The organism is Prevotella multiformis, from assembly GCF_018127985.1.
GTDB classification, from domain to species: domain Bacteria; phylum Bacteroidota; class Bacteroidia; order Bacteroidales; family Bacteroidaceae; genus Prevotella; species Prevotella multiformis.
This window is the reverse complement of sequence record NZ_CP072357.1, coordinates 1,335,221-1,358,201: the sequence shown is the minus strand read 5'-3', so window position 1 is coordinate 1,358,201 and position 22,981 is coordinate 1,335,221. Positions and strand designations below refer to the sequence as shown.

Below are 22,981 nucleotides of genomic sequence, written 5' to 3'. Positions count from 1 at the left end.
GTCTTTACTTTATGATTCTAAGAATGTTCCCCAACCGGTCTACCTCCAGTTTCCAGCAGACGGCCTTGACCATTTCCCCTGTCAGTGCCTTCTGATTTTTGGATTGCTGACTTCCTACGCCATATTCATTCTGAATGATGCTGCCATTACACAATGCCTCGGCCAGTTTCTTGTCCACATTGTAAATAAGTCCGGCTGTCCTGTGAGGGATGAAGTTCGCTGTCGTACCGCTGGAATCAACAAACTTGTAGATCCGTTCTCTGTCTATTTCATTCTCCTCGTCTCCCGCCGGTACATACACAAGATCATTCGGTGAGAGATAAAACTTCAGACGGTCTCCTTTCTCTCTCGTTTCGGGAACCGGTGGAAGTCCCTGTTTCAGACATTCTACCGCCTCATTTAAAGGAATCGTATCGTAGCTCCGGTTGCCTTCCCCATCTTCATAGACTGCAAAGTAGAGGTTGGTCCCGGCTTCTGCAACCACAAACTGCCCGGCTTTGCAGCCCGTCTGTCCTACGGGGTATTTCTTTCCGAGCTTTGTAGAGACTCTCACCTTCAATATCGGCTTGTGCTGCTTCCCGTTGTTATAAGCCGTTATATGCTGGTTCATGTCGGCTATTCCCTCCGGTGTGAAGGCTATCTTAGGATCTCCTCCCTTTGCTTCCAGGTAGTTTGAGAGAATCCTTTGGATTCCCGTGTCGGTGACAGCTTCGATGCGTTTGGCATCAAACGAGGTGTCAAGCGGTTTCCTTGTTGCTACCATTTCTTCCTTTCCGTCGCTGAACCGCCAGACATCCACCTTGTCGATATGCTGTTTGTTCCATCGGTTGCCGACGCTCCTGAAACGAGCCAGCACCTGTTTCTTGTTGTAATGCTTTTCCACCAATCCGTTAATATAGTCGCGCAGATCCCTGTTGCAGATGGAAGGAATATCCTCCAAAGCCGCCTTCAGGCTGACCCGTTCCTTCCTTCTTAAATTGACCTTTCCATAATAGGTCGCTTCGTGCATCGGCTTTCGGACTGCCCACATCTCCCCTCCTTTCTGTTCTGCCTTTGTCTTCCTGCCGTCGGCATCGTACCGCTCATAGTAGTTCGTGGCTTTATTGATGATGCGGACATAGTTCTTGAAGCTGACGACTATGTCTTCCAGCGCTGCACGGGCATCCTGTGTGAAGCTTTCCCATGGCTTCCGGATGATGCGGTTTTTGTCGCACAGTTTCCGGCGCAGGTCTTCCCGCTTCTCCGGACTTTCGGCAGACTCGTTGTTAAGATAACCGATGATGTTTCGGGAGGCACACGCAATCACCAGTGCGTCCATTGCATGGTGTCGGTGGTCTATCCGCTTCTTGCTGAACCCGCGCTGCAGTTCCAGGGGGACGGAAGTCTGGAACACCCGTCTGTCTTTGTCCTGCCAATGCCCGAAGGCTTCTGTCTCCGTCAGTTCGTTGAGCCGTTTGAAACGGGTATATACAAGGCTGTTCCAGACATCATTCAGTCCCCAGTCCTGTTTCAGCCTGTCGGTAATCCTGCCGGTACAGGATATGACGAACTTTGATGTCTCCTCTCTCTCCTCTGCCGTCCGTACGATGTTGGAAAGCAGACCTTTCACCACCTTGCTGATGTACCGGCTGTCGTTCATCTGCCGATTGGCGAACTCCATCGGTATATCCTCCCGCAGGAGGTTCTCTCTCTTGCGCCGGTTATTGGCGTAATGTCCCGTTACGAATGTCTTGTATTCCTGCTCGTTCAGCACGCGTACATTGCCCAGCATCGTACAGGCGACAATCTCTCCGCCGTGTTCCTTGATGAACTCATATCCTAATCTGTTGCTTTTCAATGCGTTTACCTCCGATTCGCAGATTACCTTGTTGCTGAAAGAATCGTCAAAGTAACGGCTCTGCGGGATAATATGTTCTATCTGATAAGCCGGAGTAAAGAGCTTTGACAGGGATATGGGCTTGCCGGTATAGGGCGAACAGTACTTCTGATCCAGCCACAGCCTGTACTTCAGCAGTTCCTTCGCCGAGGGCTGTGCCGTCTTTGATATTCTGGCGATCTCTGCATATTCGCTGTCCTCCTTCGTCAGTTCCTGCAGAGCTCCCTCCTCGTAGATGCGCAGTATCTCCTGCTGCATCGGCGAATACGGGCGTACCTCCCTGATGTCGGCTTCATTCTTCAGTTCCATCAACAGACGCCTGATGCGCAGATTGGTGTTCTCGTTCCGCAGTACTTTTTCCGTCATGTTCCTCCGCTGCTCCGCCGTGCTCTTCATGTTCCGTCCTAACTCCACATGGATTTCGTCTATCTGTCCGGCTTCCTTCCAGATGTCGTGGACGGTGCGGAGCGTTTCGAGGACGCACTGCTCCACGATCGGATTGCGGAGCGAATGCTGCCTGAATTTCCTGATGTAAGCCATCAGGTCCTCCGGCTTCTTCCACCGCTGTATGTCTGTCGTTTCGGAATGTCTGCCGTACACCACGTAGCAGGCCAGCCACTCGGGCAGTCCCTGGAAGTCGGTAACAGACCTGAAGGGACATGCCGTATGCCTCATTCTGACTTTGATTTCCTCTTCGATGTCTCCTTCTATGATGCGGCTGATTCTCTCTTTCGTAGCCGTGCATATCTCGTCTTCCCGCCACAGGCTGCCCGTGCGCATGACGGCCAGCAGCTTCTTCACCGCTTTCTCCGAGTAGGCTCCGTATTCTTTCCTGAAAGGCTTTATTTTCAGGAATTCACTGACGAATTTGTCGTCATCCTTCAGTCTGCGCAAGGCTCCCTCGGCCTCATCTTTGGCTTCCACCGAGTAGAGCAGGTGCCAGAGCCGATACTGCCGGCCGCTGTCGTCAAGCCAGCCGTGCTCCATGCCGGCTCTGTCGAGTGCGGCCAGCAGCTCATGTCTCGTCTCGTTGCAGGGGTATTTCTTTTCTTTGTCTTCAATGTAATTCCACCGGATGGCGAACTCCTTCTCATTGCCGCATTTCACTTTCTTCAGTCTGAAATAGTCCTTCAGCAATGTATCCTGGTTGATCTCTTTCCGGTCGTTCAGATAAACGAACAGCCTGACATAGTCTTCTTTTGTCGGCAGATACCCGGCAGTTACCTCTCTGTCGTCCGTCCTGTCATACAGCCGGAGGTTGAGGACATTAACTTCCACATTCCCAACGGTCTGCCTGTTTATTTTGCATCCTGTCCCTCTTTTCTGCACCGGGCGGCAGCAAGGAAGTCTGCCCCAATGGGGGAGGTCCGCCACTGATTGCAGAAAGGAATCAATCCTTTCCGCTGCTTCCTGATGCAGGCCATGGACTGTTTTTGTTCAGATAATTTACTCATGGATGCGATGCCGGAACCGGTATCGTCCTATTTCCCATGGATTTAAGCGATGTACGTGAAGACGACCGATATAAACCGGGTCGGGGGGATTGCAAGCACCTTATTATCAGATACATAGCAGACCCATTGGAAAAGATGTCCGATTCCCTTGCAAAAGGGCGTTACTTGGACTTCAAGAAAGCACCACTTGACGTGCAACCGGGCATCGGTTGGAATGCAGGTGACGGCTGATTGGAATCCGGGCAGTCGGTCCTCCCTGTTTACAGGGGCGGAAAGTCGCAGAAAAAGGGAGAAGACACTGGTTCTATCTGTAAAACTAATTCAAAACCGACGGAGGGTGTGTCACAAGTTGATGTGACAGCTGGGCAGAGGCACGTTTTCAGGTGTGTACAAAGCAAATCCCCCCGCAGGTTGAAAGCCGCCTGCGGGGGGATTTTAAAAGCCTCTTATGAGTTTAAAAGTCTATTATAGGGAGAACGGACGATCAATCGTTGTTCTCGCCGTCGCTGAACTCGCGGCGCGGCCGGCGGTCGTCATGGCGGCGTTCACCGTCACGGCGTGGGCGACGGTCTCCGCGCGGCCGGCGCTGCGGCTCGACATAGCCTTCCGGCTTCTCGAGCAGTACACGGCGTGAGAGCTTGTACTTGCCGGTCTTCGGGTCGATGTCGAGGAGCTTGACCTTGATCTTGTCGCCCTCCTTGATGCCTGCGTCCTCTACTGTCTCGAGACGCTTCCAGTCGATCTCGGAGATATGGAGCAGACCGTCCTTGCCCGGCAGGATCTCCACGAAGCAGCCGTAAGGCATGATGGAGCGTACCGTTCCCTCGTAGATTTCGCCGATTTCCGGTACGGCGACAATCGCCTTGATCTTGCCGAGAGCGGCATCAATCGACTCCTTGTTGGGAGCGGAAACCTGCACCTTGCCGACACCGTCGGTCTCGTCGATGGTGATGACGGCGCCTGTATCTTCCTGCATCTGCTGGATGATCTTGCCGCCGGGGCCGATGACGGCACCGATGAACTCCTTGGGGATTTCCAGCTGCACGATGCGTGGAACCTGCGGCTTCATCTCTGCACGCGGCTCTGCGATCGTGTCGGTCAGGAGGTTGAGGATGTGTTCACGGCCGGCCTTTGCCTGCATGAGCGCCTTCTCAAGAATCTCGAACGACAGACCGTCGCACTTGATGTCCATCTGTGTGGCGGTCAGACCGTCACGGGTACCGGTCGTCTTGAAGTCCATGTCGCCCAGGTGGTCTTCATCGCCGAGGATGTCGCTCAGTACGGCGTACTTGTCCTCGCCCGGGTTCTTGATCAGACCCATTGCGATGCCTGATACCGGCTTCTTCATCGGGACACCTGCATCCATCAGCGCCAGCGTGCCGGCGCATACGGTCGCCATGGAAGACGAGCCGTTGGACTCGAGGATCTGGCTTACCAGACGGACGGTGTAGGGGAAGTCGGCCGGAATCTGGCCCTTCAGCGCACGCCATGCCAGATGGCCGTGGCCGATCTCACGGCGGCCTACGCCGCGCTGTGCCTTGGCCTCACCGGTGCAGAACGGCGGGAAGTTATAGTGGAGGAGGAAACGCTGGTAGCTCTTCTCCAGTACGTTGTCGATCATCTTCTCGTCCATCTTCGTGCCGAGGGTGCAGGTAGAGAGCGACATGGTTTCTCCCCGCTGGAAGAGCGCACTTCCGTGGGGCATCGGCAGCGTGTCTACCTCGCACCAGATAGGACGTATCTCGTCTGTCGCACGGCCGTCCATGCGCTTGCCGGTGTCGAGGACACTGCGGCGCATGGAGTCGCGCTGCACGTCTGCAAAGTAACGGTCGATTTCTGCGTGTTTTTCTTCGAGGTCGTCTTCTGAAAGGTCTGTGTGGGCCGCATCGTATGCCTCGGTGAAGTCTGCCTTGATCTTCTCGTAGGTCTCCTCGCGGTGCTTCTTGTCGTTGTCGCCGCTCTGTGCCTCGGCATAGCAGGCGTCGTAGGTCTCCTTGCGTACCTGTTCGCGCAGCTCTTCGTCGTTGATCTCATCGTCGTACTCGCGCTTCACGTCCGTACCGCAGGCCTTCGAAAGTTCTTCCTGCATCTCGCACATAGGCTTGATGGCCTCGTGCGCTGCCTTCAGAGCGCCGATGAGGTCCTGCTCGGAAACCTCGTCCATCTCGCCCTCGACCATCATGATGTTGTCCTTGGTGGCACCGACCATGAGGTCCATGTCTGCCTCCTTCATCTGCTCGAAGGTAGGATCGATGACGTATTCGCCGTTGATGCGGGCTACGCGGACTTCTGAGGTGGGGTGTTCGATGGGGATGTCTGATGCAGCCAGTGCTGCGGATGCTGCAAACCCTGCAAGGGCGTCAGGCTGGTCAACGCTGTCGGCCGACAGCAGCATGACCTGTACATAGACCTCGCAGTGGTAATCTGATGGGAAAAGTGGACGGAGAACACGGTCCACAAGGCGTGATGTAAGGATTTCATCGTCATTGGCTTTGCCTTCGCGTTTGGTGAAACCGCCTGGGTAACGACCTGCGGCAGAATACTGCTCGCGATAATCAACTTGCAAAGGCATGAAGTCTGTGCCCGGAACTGCCTCTTTGGCTGCACAAACAGTGGCGAGAAGTACGGTGTTTCCCATGCGGAGTACCGCTGCGCCGTCAGCCTGCTTTGCAACCTTTCCGGTTTCAATTGAGATGGTTCTTCCATCTGGCAACTGAACTGTTTTCGTAATTACGTTCATCTAAAATTTTAAAATACTTATTGTTTTGACCAACATCTTAGGGAACCAAAAGGGGGTAACCTCTGGCGAAGCTCCGCTGCCATGACGCTTACCTTCTCACGCGTTCCACAAAATTTAATCCGTGCAAATTTACCTATTATATATGTAACACACAAATAAATACGGAGATATTTTGGCTCTTCCGTCGAATCCGGGAGGTTGCGGAAACGCTCCTGTCGACGTGTGCGTTCCATGAAACCTGCCCTCTCGGTGTGGCTGTCCGGGAGGCTGGAGACCGGCGGGAATGCGCTGGATCTGCCGTATATTCTCCTTCACTTCCTTCTGGCGGCCTGCTGAAATCCGTCTGAAGCGGTTGCCGTACGCTGTCCCTCTACTTGCCGGCTGCCAGCTGCACGGCCTTGTTGACGATATCGCTCTGCTCGTTCCATACCCGGAAGTACTCGTTCATGTCCCAGAGGTCACGAGCCACGAGTGCCTTCAGCTGGTGGCTGAGGTAAGGAAGCGTCGTCTTGATCTCGGCGGCATCTTTCGGTTCTATCTTCTCTTTCTTTCCCTCTGACACGATTGCATCGAGCAGCGACTGCGGTATGCCATACGTCTTGTTGAATGCGTCGAACGACCTGTACTGGGTCTTCAGTGCCTGCCGGTTTGCATCCACATACTTCAGATAGGCGTTGATGATGATGTTCTTGGCGGCCAGGAGACGGTGGAAACGGGTGAAACGGGTCGTATCGAGCGGGACGAAACAGTCGGGCATGATGCCGCCGCCGCCGTACACGACACGATGCCGCCGGAGGGTGTAATACTTCAGTGAATCGGAGAAATGGATGCTGTCCGGGTGGATCAGTTCGCCGTGTCTGAGCCGGTTCTCGAGATCCATCTCGTAGTCTTTCAGGTCGCCTTTCTTGTACGGCTTCTGGATGCAGCGGCCGCTGGGCGTGTAGTAATGGGCGATGGTCAGCCGGATCATGCTGCCGTCGGGGAGGTCGAGCGGCCGCTGTACAAGCCCTTTCCCGAAAGTCCTTCGACCGACGACCGTCCCCCGGTCATTGTCCTGGATGGCTCCGGTGACAATCTCTGCGGCCGATGCCGACAGTTCGTTGACCAGCACATAGACCTTGATATCCTGCAGGCGGCCGTTGCCCATTGCCCGGAAGTCCTGCCGGCGGGACCGGCGTCCCTCGGTATAGACGATCATGTCATTGTTCCGCAGGAACTCATTGGCGATCTGCACGGCAGACTGGAGATAGCCGCCGCCGTTGTCCTGAAGGTCGAGGAGCAGCGTCTTCATGCCTTTTTTCTTCAGTGAGTCTACTGCCGACATGAACTCTCCGTGCGTCTTCATGCCGAAACTTTCCAGGCGGACATAGCCCACGCCCGGCCGGATCATATAGGCGGCATTGAGGGTATGTACGGGAATCCTGGCGCGTGTGACGACAAAGGTCAGCGTGCCTTTCACGCCCCGGCGGACGATGCCCAGCTTCACCTTCGTCCCTTTCCTGCCACGCAGCCGCTTCATGATGTCGATGCGTGCCATCTTGACGCCGGCTATGGAAGAGTCGTTGACGTTCACGATCCGGTCGCCGGCAAGGATTCCCACCTTCTCGGAAGGGCCGTTGACGACAGGCTGGATCACGACGAGCGTATCGTTGATCATATTGAACTGTACGCCGATTCCCTCGAAGTCGCCCTGCAGCGGTTCGTTCATCGCCTTGGTTTCCTTGGCGTCGGTATAGGTGGAATGCGGGTCGAGCTTCTCGAGCATGCCTCTGATGGCATCCTCCGCCAGCTTCTGTTCGTCCACGGAGTCCACGTAGAAGTTCGTTATCGCCATCTCCGCCAGCTGGAGCTTCCGCAATGGAGAAGCGTTATGCTGCTGAGAATACAAAGGTAAAAAGGTGAAAAGGTAAAAAAGTAAAAGACAGATATATCTTCTCATAGACTAATTTTATAATTTAATCATTTTGTCATGCTCTTGAAAAAGCAATAAAAAGTCCTCTTAAAGACTTCTGTTTCGCTTTTCAATTTTATTAATATTATTCACTGATGTACCAATAATAGTACGGACATCATTTGCTAAAGAATCAAACAAATACTGCTCTATATAACCAGACTCACAAAGCAGTTCAAGCCAGTATAAGGTTTCATTCGCCTCTTTAAGTGCAATACGTATTTTGCTCAGATAATCAGCTTGACTTTGTGCAAACTTTCTTTCTGCGATGTTTGCTCCAATACTTGTTGCAGAATGAAGGATTTGCCTTGATATTACGTATTCATGCTTCTCTCCACTTAGGAGTTGGTAAAGTTTTATCACACGTAGAGAGAAACGTTTAGACAAAACATAAACAATACTATCAGGCATGAGAATTTTCTTTATTTGATGATTTATTGTTACTTCCAACTCACGTATCATCCCTTTTATTTACGATCTTCTACCCTTCTGTTATTTTACTTTTCTGATTTTTACCATATTACTTTTTCCTTTTCTTTCGCCTATTACCGTTTTACTTTTTTACTCTTCCTCCTCCGGCAGGTCCTCCTCAATGACGAGGTTGTCGATGATGAAGTTCTGACGCTCCATCGTGTTCTTGCCCATGTAGTATTCCAGGAGCTTGGAAACCTGGTCGTTCTTGTGCAAGGTAACCTGTTCGAGGCGCATGTCAGAGCCGATGAAATGGGCGAATTCATCAGGTGAAATCTCACCGAGGCCCTTGAATCGGGTTATTTCAGGCTCGGGACCGAGGTCGGAGATGGCCGCCAGACGCTCCTCTTCGGAGTAGCAGTAACGTGTGATAAAATCGTTCTTCTTTTCGTTCTTGGCACGGTGGGCATCCGCATCGGCAATGACCTGCTTGTCTTTTATCTTCGTCCGGCGGTTACGGACACGGAAGAGGGGGGTCTGAAGTACATAGACGTGGCCTTTCTTGATGAGTTCGGGGAAGAACTGCAGGAAGAAGGTGATGATGAGCAGACGGATGTGCATGCCGTCCACATCAGCATCCGTCGCCACGATCACCTTGTTATAACGCAGCGAGTCGAGGCCGTCTTCGATGTCAAGGGCAGCCTGAAGGAGGTTGAACTCCTCGTTCTCATACACCACCTTCTTCGTCAGTCCGAAGGAGTTGAGGGGCTTGCCGCGCAGCGAGAACACCGCCTGTGTGTTGACATCCCGGCTCTTGGTGATGCTTCCGCTGGCCGAATCCCCCTCTGTAATGAAGATGGAACTTTCCTCTTTCCGGTTGTTCTTCACATCGCAGTAATGCACACGGCAGTCGCGCAGCTTGCGGTTGTGCAGGTTGGCTTTCTTGGCACGTTCACGCGCCAGTTTCGTCACGCCCGCCATCGCCTTGCGTTCCCGTTCGGTCTCCTTGATCTTGTTTTCAAGTATGTCCGTGAAGTCTTCCTTGTGTATATGGAGATAATTGTCGACGTTTGTCTTGATGAAATCACCCACGTACTTGTTGATGGATTCGCCGTCGGGTGCCATCTGGGTGGAACCGAGCTTGATCTTCGTCTGCGACTCGAAGACCGGTTCCTCGACGTTCACGGCGATAGCCGCCACCAGTCCGTTGCGGATGTCACCGTATTCGTATTTGCCGAAGAACTCCTTGATCGTCCTCGCAATATGCTCTTTGAAGGCCGTCTGGTGCGTTCCGCCCTGCGTGGTATGCTGCCCGTTCACGAAAGAATAGTATTCCTCTCCGTACTGGTTGGTATGTGTGAAGGCTATTTCAATGTCCTCTCCTTTCATGTGGACGATGGGATACAGCGGGTCTACGGTCATGTTGTCCGTCAGGAGGTCCTTCAGTCCATGGCGGCTGAGGATACGCCGTCCGTTGTACATGATGGTCAGTCCCGTATTCAGATAAGTGTAGTTGCGGAGCATCTCTTCCACGATGTCATCATGGAAACTGTAGTTCTTGAAGAGCGTATTGTCCGGTTCAAAGTAGATGTATGTCCCGCTTTCATCCGAAGACTTCGCTGTTCTGTCGTTTTGGATGTTGCCTTTCTCGAACGTGAGTTCACGTACCCTGCCGTCCCGGTAGCTCTTCACCTCGAAATGGGAACTGAGCGCATTGACGGCTTTCACACCTACACCGTTCAGTCCGACGCTCTTCTTGAAAGCCTTGGAATCGTATTTTCCGCCGGTGTTCAGCACCGAGACGGCCTCGACGAGCTTGCCCTGCGGAATCCCGCGGCCGTAGTCGCGGACACTGACACGCAGGTTGTCTTCCACGTCGATTTCGATCCGGTCGCCGGCATTCATCTTGAACTCATCGATCGAGTTGTCGATTACTTCCTTCAGGAGCACATAGATTCCGTCTTCCGGCAGCTTGCCGTCGCCCAGCCGGCCGATGTACATCCCCGGCCGGGTACGTACATGCTCCATGTCCGACAGGTGCCGGATGTTGTCGTCGGTATATTCTACCGGTGATGCATCGGGGGTGATGGTTGATGATGATGGGTTCATATAGCGGATAATGGGTAATGAATGGTGAGTGGTCGGGGGCTGTCTGTCTTTCGGGGGAACAGGAGGGATGAATGGCGGGGGCATCGTGCATGAACAGGGTGTGCCGCCGGTGCCGGACAAGCAGACCGTAACCGGGCTTCCCCCCGTCCGGCAAGTCGTATCAGGATGCAGAGAACCTGATGGTCAAAAGTCTCCCGCTGTGCGACAGGGAGTCAGCTGTCTTCCGCCTGCCTCCGACGCTTCACGGCCGATATGCAGGCGGATCGTCAGCCTCCGGTCCTCTATCAGTCCGTCAGGCTCTTCCTGTAACATCTGCGTTTCTTGTGGTTGATGGGATCCAGCGGTCCCCACTGGCTCTGCACGCCCTCGTTGGTCTCCATCTCCACCTGCGTCTCGCCCCATTTGAATCCATACTCCACATAGCGCGGGATGAGGTCGGCGAAGACAAGGGCGTTGGCACCCTTTGCCCGGTATTCAGGCAGCACGCCTATCAGAAGCAGGTCTACGGCCTCGGTCTTGTGCCACTTGATGGCGCGCAGCAGATGCCACCATCCGAAGGGGAGAAGCCGTCCGCGGCGGCATTTCTGCAGTGCCCGGCTCAGTGAGGGAATGGTGATGGCGATGCCCACCAGCTGGTTGTCCTTGTTGCCGTCCTCGACAGCCGTGACGAGGTTGAGGTCGGCCAGGGGGAAGTACATCCTGATGTACTGGTCTATCTGCCGGTCGCTCAGTTCCGAGAAGCCGTACAGATCCGCATACGTCAGGTTGATCAGGTCGAAGAGTTTCTTGCCGTAGCCTCCCTCGAAGATGTCCCGCTTCGTCAGCTTGCGCACATGGAGGTTGTAGCGTTTCTCCACCATCTCGGCAATCTTCGTGTACTTCTCCGGAGCTTTTTCGGGCACTTCAAGGTAATATTCCACATAGTCATTGTCCTTCACCCAGCCGCCCAGCTGCTCCATGTGCCGCGGATAATACGCGTAGTTGTAACTGGTCGCCATCGTGCCGAGCCGGTCAAAGCCCCACGTCAGCATTCCCTCCGGATCCATGTCGGTAAAGCCCAGCGGTCCCACGGCGGCCTCCATGCCCTTCTGTCTGCCGTAGTCTTCGACGGCCTGGAACAGGGCACATGACACCTCCATGTCATCGATGAAGTCGATCCAGCCGAACCGCACGTCCTTCTTCTTCCACTTCTCATTGGCCTTGTGGTTGATGATGGCAGCCACGCGCCCCGCTACTCTGCCGTCCTTCAGGGCAAGGTAATACTCAGCTTCGCAGAAGTCGAAGGCCGCATTCCTGTCTTTCGAGAGCGTGTTCAACTCGTCACTGTAGAGACTGGGCACATCGTAGGGATTGCCCTCGTAGAGATCATAATGGAACTCGATGAAATCCTTGAGGTCTTTCTTCGTCTCTACTCTCTTTATCTGAACTGATGACATTCCGTTATTCTAAATTCGTTATTTTCCTTGTCTTAAACGTGCAAAAGTACTAATAAAAAGGCAGATTGGCAAATCTTGAACGGCATTTTATCGCTTCTTCCGTTCAATGTGCAGATGCTTTTCGCATAGCTTTAACGGAAGAACCGAGGTGATTCATGAAACAAAAACATGGCCGGGACGGCCAACTTCCTGTCCTGTTATCATCCTCCGATACAAAAGCCTTTTCATTTTAATACGTTGAAATACAGACAAGATTTTGAAAAGTCATTACATAATTTCAAACAGATCATCTGCAGATATAAAAGGACACGTGCAAAAAGCAAGTCTGTAACCAGCAGTCAATCAATTGGTTGTCAAGCCGTTCGTAAAAGGTGCCTGATTGGACTTCAAAAGGGCGTTAGTTGCACGCTGATAGAGCACCTGTTGCAGGTCAATCAGGCATCTTTTAGAAGCCAGAAAGGCATGTGTCAGTTTGGGTTGCATGAAAACAGTTTACAAATACCGATGACATGGGAATAAGGTTGTCTGTGGAAGACGGAAAGACAGGCTGATGGTCAGGCATCGTATCTATTGGCCTTTCCTGCATTTCATCTTTCAGTTCATCCTCCTTTTTAAGGCCATCTGGTTTTGGACAGTCATACCCTGCCAGTGCATAAGCCTTTATTCTCCAATCTACGCATTTAACGGAAGAACCCATTTTATCAGGTATCATTCCAACCGCCTCCTGCCGGCAGCCTGCCCTGGGACATTGGGCGACAGCCTGCCTGTATGCGCAAACCGGTTTTCCAGAAAGAGGAAGCTGTGGATCATGTGGACACATGAAAAACCAAATCAGGACAGACACATCCGCCTGTCCTGACTCCAATACCGTCTCCTGTCAGACGACGGGTTATCTGACGACAAACTTCCTGCCGCCGCGGATATAGATGCCCGGAGCCAGCCGTGCATCAGCCGGTATGCGTACACCCTGCAGGCTGTAGACCGCATCGTCACCGGCGGAAGCAGTCCGCAATGCAGCGATTCCCGCTGTCTTATCCTCCACATAGAGCATCGGGTAAGGTTTGCTGCCATCCTCGGTCTTATAGGCTCCGAAGGATTGATGCGATTTAGAGTACTGGATGATATGGTTCGCAGAAGTGGTAATCCTGAACGCCCCGTCCCCCTTCGGGGCCACCGTCCATTCCGCGGCCTTGCTCTTGTCGTCAAGGAACTGGATGGTCTGGAATTCCTCCTCCTGTCCATAATACTTGTCGTTGCCATCCTTGATGTAGAAACCGGTTGTTCCCTGCTCGAAGGTGAGAATCATCTTTGCATCGGAAGCAGCCATTTTCCCGTTGTCGTCTGCCATCTTTGTACCTTTCGGATAGCCGTATTTCCGGTCCAGACTCGTGCAGACATAGCACTGCCCGTCAGCCTCTGCCACCATCAGGTAACGCTTGCCCGACTCCGGCATCGCCGTTGTCTTCACGAAGGTAATACTCTGCGGCGTGTCCGGCGTATCCGGCGTATCCGGTGTGTCCGGTGTGTCTGGTGTGTCCGGTGTGTCTGGAACGACTGCACCTGTGTAACGGTCATCATCCGAGGCGGTCGTGACAGACCGGTAAGGGTCGAAGGCCACGTCCATGCTGTCGCCCCATACGTATTCGCAGAGATTCGGATAGTCCACGTAAAGGTTGCGGTTGTGCTGGATCTTGGCTGCCGCATTGTTGCGGGCAATCTCCATGCTGTCCACACGGTCCTTGCGGCTCCACTTGAGATAAAGCGTGTAAGCCCACGGCTTCAGTGTCGGCCAGTCATTCCGTTCCAGGCTCTGGGTACCGGTCTTGACCCACACGTAATCCTGGTAGGTGGTGGCCATGTACATATAACTGCGGGAGAACTCACCCTTGAAACGGTCGCCGGGTTCCCACAGCATCAGTTTGTCGCCGCCGGCATTGCCTCTTCCTATCTTGGTGTAGCCCTTTGCCGCGGCCTTCTTCACGTCGGTCACGATTCCCATCGGGTAGTTGCTCTTGTCGCGGTTCGTTGCAGCTTCACAGGGATAAAGGTTGTAGAGGTCGCAGTAAGCCTGGGTTTCCGTTCCTCCCCACCAGCTCTTGGGGAAGGAATGTTCTATGTTCATGCCTTTGATAGACCTGCCCTCATTGCTTGCCGGGAACGTGAATGAGTGCTCGCTGTACCGGTTGATGCACGCATTGGTCTTGTAATCACGGTCGGTGTACCAGAAGCCGTACCATGTCTTTCCCTTTCCACTTCCATACTTCAGCACGGTTTTCTTGTTCATCAGTTCGTGCAGTTTCTGTTTCAGCTGTTCCTTCTTCAGTCCTTTCAGTGAGGAAGCATACTGTGCCAATGCGTTGCGGTCGATGGCATTGGCAGACGTTGAGACACCGATCAGCGCGGCTGCGATGATCATCCTAAAATACCTGTTCATTGTTTGTAGGTTTTTAATCGTAAATATTTATCATAGAAATCTGTTGTCCAGTTAGCTGATACACAGACACAGGCCTGTCCATACACCGCTATGAAAGGCCCGGGAGTTTCTCACAGAGGTCAACAACGGTGCGGATGCAAAGATAAGGAAATCTATTGACAATGGCAAACAAGCTGCTAAGTTTTCCTGCAGACAAACAGCAGATGACTGCCATGGGCATCAGTCGCCGCAAAAAGATACGTCTCACCGCCCTCTTTCATCTTCATCCGACGGCGCAGGTCGGCGACGCTCATGGGGAAGTTGCGCACGGAAAGATTGGCTCTGTCGATTCCCGACAGCGTACGGCGCAGCTCCTTCTTGTTGAACGACGAAACCGCCGTAATGACAAACTTCCTCCCGGGGAAGCCGGCTATGTCTTCATCTGAGACGAAAAGATGCGTGTTCTGCCCCAGTGCGGAAAGGGGATAGCGGACGGTGAGCAGAGCAAAGCAGCCGGCCTTCATCAGCGACGCATTCGGCTCATAAAGATACTGTCCTGCCACAGGAGCAGCCGGGAGGATGTGTTGCGACAGACCGGAAACCTCCCCCAGCCCATACGACACGATGCTGTCATCGTTTACGCAGAACACACGCAGACCGTCCGCAGGGACATTCGCTGCCGGGCCATTTCCTTTCCGCAGGACGAGCAGCAGTTCCTTGCATTCATTGCGCACTGAGACGATGTGAACCTCACGGACGACCTCCCCCATACGGTTCAGCTCGTCCACGGCACGGTGCCAGTCGAGCATCGGCGAGAGCTTTATCACGACCGCACCGGCCTTTTCCAGCAGTTCTTCTTCCAGTGCCAGGACATCTGGCGTGCAGTCGCTGATGAGCACCGTCCTGCCTCCCTGTTCGTTTCGACGTGCCGGATCGAGGAAGATCACCGACGCATGGGCAAGCTGATGGAGGTATTCCGTACCGTCAGCATTGACGACTTCGACGTGTTCCAGGCCGAGGGCATGGAAGTTTTGGCGCGCCGTTTCACAGAGTGCAGCCTGCCGTTCTACATAGACGGCCCGTTCAAAGCCACGTGCCATGAAAGAGAAGTCGACCCCGAAGCCGCCTGTGAGGTCGCAGAGAAACCTCCCCGAGTCCCTCCGGGCGAGGGAATGTGGCGGCATGGGCATGGACGAATCATCGGGTGACAGGCGGTTGTAGGCAGAGGGAGAAGAAGAGACAGAAAAAGGAGTAGAGGTGGAAGAAGGGGAAGAAGAGTCGGCGAGAGCGGGAGAGGAAACAGAATCAATAGACTCGGCGAGGCGGACGGCGAGGCGTGCTTTGTACTTTGCTGTCTGTTCACTTGAGCACTGTTCCATCGACAGATGAGGCGGATAGAGGATGTCCTCGTTCGCCGCCCACGACGGCAGTTTCGTGCGTGCCGTCTGCCATCCGGTTATCTGGTCGATCAGGAAGGGCATATCGATGTCGGGGTAGCGGGGGGCTTGGAGGGAAAGAAGCCTCACCCCCAGCCCCTCTCCGAATGGAGAGGGGAGTGAAATGTCATGTCTGCTCAGAACATCCCGGACATATCGTGGCAGTGGCTGTTCTGAAGGCCTTTTCTCATCTTTTCGCCTCATCTTGTTTTCCTTGACTCTTGTTTTCGTCTTATCTCCTCTCCTTTCCCTCTTGTTTTTTCTTATCTCCTCTCCTTTCCCTCTTGTTTTTCCTTATGTTTTGCCCATAGCGATGCCCCGCAAGCATATTCCGTCCTCATTTCATGATATGTGGGTATCTCGCTAATCACTCCCCTCTCCATTCGGAGAGGGGTCGGGGGTGAGGCTGTTCCTCTCCTTTCCCTCTTGTTTTCCCTTATGTTTTGCCCATAGCGATGCCCCGCAAGCATATTCCGTCCTCATTTCATGATATGGGATCTCTGCAAAACCTCATATAGATAGCGAAACCATAAATATAACCAATTGATAATCAATGGTAGCTTTTGGACATAAAACGGCTTTTGCAGAGGTCGCGATATGTGGGTATCTCGCTAATCACTCCCCTCTCCATTCGGAGAGGGGCTGGGGGTGAGGCTTTTTTTTCTCCTTCCCCAAAAAGCAGACCGGGACAGATGCCGCCTGTCTCCGCTTGCCTCTACAGAAGCGGGAAGAAAGCCAGCGTCTACCCCAGCCTATCCTGGATATTCCATCTGACAAGGCAGGAAACCTACGTCTCCTGCCTTTCCGGTGCGAATGCCGATTTTACTTCAATGCAGCCTTCTTCTGCTTCACATAGTCGCCGAAGACGCGGTCGACCTCCGCGCGCTGTTCCCTGTCAAGCGTATCGTTCGCCTGGATCAGCCCGCGGTAGTAAGCCTTGATGGCCTTTGACAGCTTCGTCCTGTCCGATGCGTTCTTCTCGAAGATACGGTCCAGGTCCTTGTAGAGAGCCGGCTTCATCGTGTTCATAAAGGCAAGTTTTCCTGTCGCAGGTGCCTCTTCTACCGCTGCGGCACTGTCGGGCTGTGCGGCAGGCTTCATGCTGACCGTGTCTTCCGGAGCTTTTTCGGCATCCGACTTGAAGAGGGAAGCCACATCAATCTTTCCGACCTGTTCTGCCAATGTACCGCCGTAGTTGTAGATCAGCACGCCAAGAACGAGCACGACGACGACTATCACGCCGGCCATGACGGTGCCTTTTCCAATCTTCGGCATCGTGAAGGAAGAGCCTTCATGGTTGAGGTCGGCGAGGAACTCGTCGATACTGCCATAACGGTCGCTGCGCTTGAAGGCACAGCAACGCTTGATGACCTCGCTGTAGGCCAGTGTCAGCCCCATCACCTTCATGATGGTTCCGAGCGAATAGATGTCGGCGGTAGCGTCGGCAGCCATCGTCTCGTCCTTCAGTTCCGGAGCCATGAAGCGTGTCGTGTCGGCTGTCGGCTTCACTTCGTCGAGAGCAAGCACGCTGAAGTCGATGAGCTTCACACGGTCGCCCTGACCGGTGACCAGCACGTTGGACGGCTTCAGGTTGCGGTGGGTGACACCCTGATTGTGGGCGTAGCGCAGGGCATCGGCAATCTGGTTGATGATGGAGATTTTCTCGTCATCGGTGTGCTGTTCCTTGAGGTAAGCCTGCAAGGTACGTCCTTCTACGCACTCTTCCTCTATGCAGAGTCCGTAGCCGTCTACTTCTACCAGTCCCTGGTAGCGCACTATACCGGAATGGTTGAGCCGCTGGCACTGCTTGAATTCACGCTTCAGGGCGTTACGGAACAGCGTCCGGTTGCGGTACTCTTCTTTCAGTGCCTTCAGCACTACGGGCTGGTCGCCCTTGCGGCACTTCACGATCATGCAGTATCCCTGGGACGGGATGACGGTGTATTCGGTATAACTTGCCTTTACAGGTGCATCCGCCGTCTGTGCCGGTTCGTTGGTGGAAAGTTTATTTTCGCTCATCAGTATCAATCGGTTTGAAATGAATGGTTATCTATGTCTGGTGGCAAAATTAGCAAAAAAAAATGAGACAGGACGGAAAAAGACAACTTAAAACGCCCTGTGGCCATCTTTCTCCTTAATTATAGGATGAAAAGAATGCAACCTCTTTCTAAAATTATAATTCACAAAAAACATGACAATGGCTTGTACTTTTCCGTTTTAATACCTATCTTTGCAGCATACAAGAAGACCTTGTTTGAGCGGCAGAGGATGCCATGAGCTATGCCGTGGGGATAAGTCCGCACGGAGCTGGAAAATGCTCCCTTTGACTTTAAAAGCATGAAAAAGATCTTTTGGCGACTTTACCTGCATTGACAATTGCGCCCGCATCCGCCATGATACAGACCGATGCCGCAGAAGTACGCACATCCTCTGGCATTCTCGTACACACCGATGCCGGTAGAGGAAGCCAGGAAGATGCCATGAGGCAGATAGAGAATATAGACGATGCGCACTGTGGGCAAACAGGATTCTCCAGCTCCGGATCAAGAGCGGATCGGACTTCTCAAAGTCTGCTCTCCGTCAATATCATACTTTCAAAATTCATCAAAATGAAGAAAAACATTTTCCTTTTCGTTCTTTTCGCAAGCACGGTCCACCTGCATGGCCAGACATTGGATTTCTCCAAGTTAGAAGGCCGATGCGACACAACCAAGACTGTACAATACGAGTCTGCACAATATCAGATTGCTTATGAGTATAAGTATGCGAGAGACGCAAAGCATCCTGATGCCAAGCGGACGGCGACCACGATTCTGAGAGTGGGCAGTCGATACACGATGTTCACCGACTATGCCCTGCTGACATTCGATTCTATTTCCGCATCTATTGCAAAGGGAAAGTCATCTGCCACATCCTCTGGCCCGAAACTGCTCGGTGCATTGAAGGCTACGGGATTCAAAGAACTCATCCTGCAAAACAGAAGAGAGAACAACGAGTTTGTCCAACGCACCGCAGGAGGAATCCAAAGATACCAATACAATGAAGCCATCCCCCAGCTGCAGTGGGAACTGCTGGAGGGAGACAGCACGATAGCAGGCTACCCGTGCCGGAAGGGCAGGACAAGGCTTTTCGGGCGCGACTACATCGCCTGGTATGCCCCTGATGTGGAGCTTCCCTACGGTCCGTATAAGTTCGGCGGGCTGCCCGGCCTCATCTTCAAAGTGCAGGACACACAGGACAACTTCGTCTTCACGCTGACAGGATTGCAGACTGTAAAGGGCTACGCCCCGATCTACATGTACGACAGAAATGCCGTGGTCAAGAGCAGCCGGAAGGCGGTCAGACAGATGTACAGGAACTATTGTGCAGACCCTTTGAAAGCCTTGACAAGCGGCGGAAACATCACCGTGGAGGCTGATGCGGCCGCAACGGTGAGAGCAAAACCTTACAATCCCATAGAACTTGAATAACAGTTTGCACCGGCTTTTACTTCTGCTTCTGCTTTCCACCCTCTGGTGTCCCTGCTTCGCCCAGCAGGACGAGGCGGTGGTGAAACTGGCGGTTGAGGTCAGGGACTCTGACAGCCGACAGCCGCTGGCTGACGTGATGTGCCGTGTTGTCAGCCCGGCCGGCAGGCTGCAGAGCTACAAGATTGCAGACGGAAGGGGACATCTCAGCCTCACCGCAGGGAAGGCAGACGTGCTGGTATTTTCACTGATGGGTTATGGCAGGCGTAAGGTCAGCGTCGCAGACCTGCGGCAGCACGGCAGTCAGCCGGCGGTTATCCTGCTCTCACCGAAGCAGATAGCATTGAAGGAAGTCGTCGTAAAGCTCCCGCCGATCAGAAAGCAAGGTGACACGCTGGTCTACAACGTTGGTTCTTTCCTGCAGAAAGGCGACCGCCACTTAGAAGATGTGCTCAGGAAACTACCGGGAATCAAGGTTGCCGAAAACGGTTCGGTGTCTTATCAAGGCCGTGCCATCAACCGGTTCTATATAGAAGGGCAGGACCTCATGGGCAGCAGCTATACCCAGGCAACCCGCAATATGCCAGTCAATGCGGTGCGTGACGTGGAGGTGCTGGAAAACCATCAGCCCGTGAAGTTGCTGCAAGGGCGCAAGCCGTCAGAATCGGCGGCCTTGAACATCCGGCTTGACAAGGGACACCGGGCACGCCCCTTCGGGGAGATTGCCGGCGGAGCAGGCATAAAACCAGACATCTGGGACAACCGGCTGTTTCTCACGCAGGTGATGAAACGGTCGCAGACGCTCGTTTCCGCCAAGATGAGCAATACTGGGAAAGATCTTTCCGGGGAGACGAACGAGCAGATAAACGTCTATGAGCTGGAGGCATACGAGCCTTTGCCGCAGGGCGTACTTTCGGGGGTAATCAGCCGGGAGACGCTTCCGCAGGAACGGTATCTGCACAACAAGGCGTACAGTGCAGGCCTCAACCATATCGTCTCGCTGTCGAAAGACGCCACACTGCGCAGCAATGTGCTTTTCTACGAGGACCATGCAGGATACGACCGGTCGTCAGGGAACTGTTATGGAGGCCTTACGCCGGCAGCTGTGGAGGCTGCCGAACGGATGAAGCAGCGGACACTCCGTATTGTCCCGGTGCTGAAATACGAAGAGAACAGCAGGAAGAGGTACTTTTCCGACGAACTTCGATGCTCGTTCGGGCGGCAGTCTTCCGACGACCAGGTGGTCACAAACGGAATTGGCGTCACCGAACAGACACGGATAAGTCCCTCTTATGTCAGGAATTACCTGTCCTCTTCTTTCCGGATAGGGCGGAATCTGCTGCAGATCCGTTCTCTCCTCAGGTATGCCGGTCGTGGGGAACGGCTGGAGACCGTGTCCGACAGCCTGCCGCTGTACAACACCGCAGAGCGTTTTACCACACGGTCTGCCATGACGCGCAACGTCGTTACGGGTTCTTTCCCTGTCCTGGGAAACGATCTGGAACTTTCGTTGCAGACGTATTACCGGGACAATACGTACAATGCCCATGATGACATACGTCACCGAACGCTCAGGTTACAGGGGACTTCTGGCTACACGTGGAAGTATGGACGGGAGAGTTTCATCGCCGTCGAACTGCCTGTGGAATGGACAAGGAGCAGCCTTGTGAAGAAAGACGGCAGGCCGTCCGTGCGCCATTTCGTAGCATTCGAACCGGACATCAGCCTTCGCCAGATGCTGGGCGACAGGCTGAGCGTGAGCCTGTCCGCTTCGCTTTCAACAGAGGACAATGCCCTCGGATTCTATGCCCGGAGGCCTTTGAGAGAAGGATACAGGACGGTTCAGGTGACGGGTGACGACATCTACAAGTCTACGAAAGTACATACTTCGTTCCGTCTCCGCTACCGCGACCTTGCGACAATGCTTTTCGCCAGTCTTTCCCTTGTCTGGTCGGACACGAGGAGGGAGGCTTTCAGCCACTTCGAGTACAGCGATTCGCTGACGGTCATGACGTGGGAGAAGGGCGGCAACCACCGGCGCAATACGATGGTGAGTGCTATGGTGGACAAGACCTTCACCTCTGTCGGATTGTCATTGAAAGCCGAAGCGACGTATGACAGGACAGGTTTCCTGGTTTCGCAGTCCGGCATGATGGTCGACAACCGCTCCCATCACGCCTCCGGGACGCTTACGGCCACCTTCCAGAAACTGTCGTGGCTCCGTTTTTCCACCGCCTTTACTGCCGGCTGTCACTGGGAACGGAGCAGCATGAGCAGGTCTGACGTGCTCGCATCCTACATAACCCATGCGGCTCTTTATCTTTTCCCGACGAAGAGGACAGAGCTGAAATGGAAACTTTATGACCTTACAAATGAAGTGACGAAGGGGCATTTCCATGCCTGTGGCCTGCTGGATGCGGACTTCAACTACAAAATCAACAGTGTATGGGAGCTGGGACTGACCGGTACGAACCTCCTGAACAGCACCTCCTACGTCATCACGCAGGAATCGGGGCTCAACCGTTTCAGTTCTACCCTGCCTCTGCGGGGACGGGAAATACTGCTCCGTCTGCAGTGGCGATTATAGCCGGACGGGCGGAAGAGCCGTGCGTACGTCCGCTCACCTGCTTCTCCGTGGACAAGGAGAGGGATTGTCTTTTTAAAGGATGTTGTGCATGGAAAGTCCTGCTGGCAATAGAATCGGAATGGAGGATCTGCCGGCGAAAAGCTCCCTACATGGAAAATGCCGGTATCCTTTCCCCGTTGACGGAAGTGCCAAAGAAAAACCCGTAACTCCGATAAGGAATTACGGGTTTTTCCGTTGATGGAAGCAGCATGGCAGACCGTCCGGCCGACTACTGCCCGGTGCTTGTCATCAGTCTGCGAACTTCGCCTTGATGAACTCACGGTTCAGGCGGGCGATGTTGGCAATCTTCTCGTTCTTGGGGCAGACAGCCTCGCAGGCGCGGGTATTGGTGCAGTTACCGAAGCCCACCTCATCCATCTTGGCAACCATCGCCTTGGCACGCTTGGCAGCCTCGGGCTTACCCTGCGGCAGAAGAGCCAGCTGGCTGACCTTGGAGGAAACGAAGAGCATGGCAGAACCGTTCTTGCAGGCTGCCACGCAGGCTCCGCAACCGATACAAGTCGCACAGTCCATAGCCTCATCGGCATTCTCCTTGGGAATGAGGATGGCATTGGCATCCTGTGCCTGACCGGTACGGATGGACGTGTAACCACCGGCCTGGATGATCTTGTCGAAAGCGGAGCGGTCTACCATACAGTCCTTGATGACCGGGAAACCGGCCGAACGCCACGGCTCGACAGTGATGATGTCGCCGTCGTTGAAGCGGCGCATATAGAGCTGGCAGGTCGTCGCCCCGCGCTCGGTCTTGCCGTGCGGAGTACCGTTGATGTAGAGCGAGCACATACCGCAGATACCCTCGCGGCAGTCGTGGTCGAAGACGAAAGGTTCGTCGCCGGACGCGATAAGTTCTTCGTTGAGAATATCGAGCATCTCAAGGAATGAAGTGTCATCCGGGATGTTCTTCATCTCATGTGTATCGAAATGGCCCTGGTCCTGCGGGCCGTTCTGCTTCCAATACTTGATTGTGAATGATATATTTTTTGCCATTGTATTTATGTTTTAGCTGACAAGTAAACAAGTTGTGAAGTAAACAAGTTATTT

The 22,981-nt window shown here is 53.6% G+C and carries 14 protein-coding genes; 2 read left to right on the top strand and 12 right to left on the bottom strand.

Annotated elements, in window-relative coordinates; translation table 11 throughout:
- Positions 1 to 4 precede the first annotated feature (4 nt).
- From cas9 to J4864_RS05350, 11 genes are all read right to left on the bottom strand, one after another.
- Positions 5 to 3,154, bottom strand: coding sequence for a type II CRISPR RNA-guided endonuclease Cas9 (gene cas9 / locus J4864_RS05400; RefSeq protein ID WP_317194558.1), 3,150 nt, complete (start codon positions 3,152 to 3,154; stop codon positions 5 to 7).
- 660 nt (positions 3,155 to 3,814) lie between these two features.
- Positions 3,815 to 6,070: a polyribonucleotide nucleotidyltransferase gene (gene pnp / locus J4864_RS05395; protein WP_007367761.1), complete on the bottom strand. Its 2,256-nt coding sequence runs from the start codon at positions 6,068 to 6,070 to the stop codon at positions 3,815 to 3,817.
- Positions 6,071 to 6,440: 370 nt separating this feature from the next.
- Entirely contained in the window at positions 6,441 to 8,009 is a 1,569-nt protein-coding gene (locus J4864_RS05390; RefSeq protein WP_211813999.1) for a S41 family peptidase, read from the bottom strand.
- A gap of 60 nt (positions 8,010 to 8,069) precedes the next feature.
- On the bottom strand, positions 8,070 to 8,483 hold the full coding sequence (locus J4864_RS05385; protein ID WP_246479383.1) for a four helix bundle protein: 414 nt from the start codon (positions 8,481 to 8,483) through the stop codon (positions 8,070 to 8,072).
- 99 nt (positions 8,484 to 8,582) lie between these two features.
- Complete coding sequence (locus J4864_RS05380; protein ID WP_211813998.1) at positions 8,583 to 10,541, bottom strand: DNA topoisomerase IV subunit B; 1,959 nt, start codon at positions 10,539 to 10,541, stop codon at positions 8,583 to 8,585.
- A gap of 284 nt (positions 10,542 to 10,825) precedes the next feature.
- A complete protein-coding gene (locus tag J4864_RS05375; RefSeq protein WP_211813997.1) occupies positions 10,826 to 11,977 on the bottom strand; it encodes an N-acetyltransferase in 1,152 nt (383 codons plus the stop codon).
- Between the two features lie 445 nt (positions 11,978 to 12,422).
- Positions 12,423 to 12,689 carry a hypothetical protein gene (locus J4864_RS05370; protein ID WP_211813996.1) on the bottom strand — a complete coding sequence of 89 codons (267 nt, stop codon included), beginning with the start codon at positions 12,687 to 12,689 and terminating at the stop codon, positions 12,423 to 12,425.
- Between the two features lie 177 nt (positions 12,690 to 12,866).
- Positions 12,867 to 14,411 (bottom strand): endonuclease, encoded by a 1,545-nt coding sequence (locus J4864_RS05365; protein ID WP_246479382.1) that lies wholly within the window; start codon positions 14,409 to 14,411, stop codon positions 12,867 to 12,869.
- Positions 14,412 to 14,587: 176 nt separating this feature from the next.
- Positions 14,588 to 16,030, bottom strand: coding sequence for a THUMP-like domain-containing protein (locus J4864_RS05360; RefSeq protein WP_211813995.1), 1,443 nt, complete (start codon positions 16,028 to 16,030; stop codon positions 14,588 to 14,590).
- 618 nt (positions 16,031 to 16,648) lie between these two features.
- Positions 16,649 to 17,845, bottom strand: coding sequence for a serine/threonine-protein kinase (locus tag J4864_RS05355; RefSeq protein WP_211813994.1), 1,197 nt, complete (start codon positions 17,843 to 17,845; stop codon positions 16,649 to 16,651).
- Positions 17,846 to 18,186: 341 nt separating this feature from the next.
- The gene (locus J4864_RS05350; RefSeq protein WP_211813993.1) at positions 18,187 to 18,339 is read right to left on the bottom strand and encodes a hypothetical protein; all 153 of its coding nucleotides are present in this window, start codon (positions 18,337 to 18,339) and stop codon (positions 18,187 to 18,189) included.
- Positions 18,340 to 18,435: 96 nt separating this feature from the next.
- Between J4864_RS05350 and J4864_RS05345 the strand changes: the two genes are divergently transcribed.
- Together J4864_RS05345 and J4864_RS05340 are read left to right on the top strand one after the other, a co-directional pair.
- Positions 18,436 to 19,296, top strand: a complete 861-nt coding sequence (locus J4864_RS05345; protein WP_211813992.1) for a GLPGLI family protein — start codon at positions 18,436 to 18,438, stop codon at positions 19,294 to 19,296.
- 4 nt (positions 19,297 to 19,300) lie between these two features.
- Entirely contained in the window at positions 19,301 to 21,880 is a 2,580-nt protein-coding gene (locus J4864_RS05340) for a peptidase associated/transthyretin-like domain-containing protein (RefSeq protein WP_246479380.1), read from the top strand.
- A gap of 288 nt (positions 21,881 to 22,168) precedes the next feature.
- Here J4864_RS05340 and J4864_RS05335 read toward each other — a convergent pair whose 3' ends face one another.
- Positions 22,169 to 22,927 (bottom strand): succinate dehydrogenase/fumarate reductase iron-sulfur subunit, encoded by a 759-nt coding sequence (locus J4864_RS05335; RefSeq protein WP_004353967.1) that lies wholly within the window; start codon positions 22,925 to 22,927, stop codon positions 22,169 to 22,171.
- Positions 22,928 to 22,981: the final 54 nt, after the last annotated feature.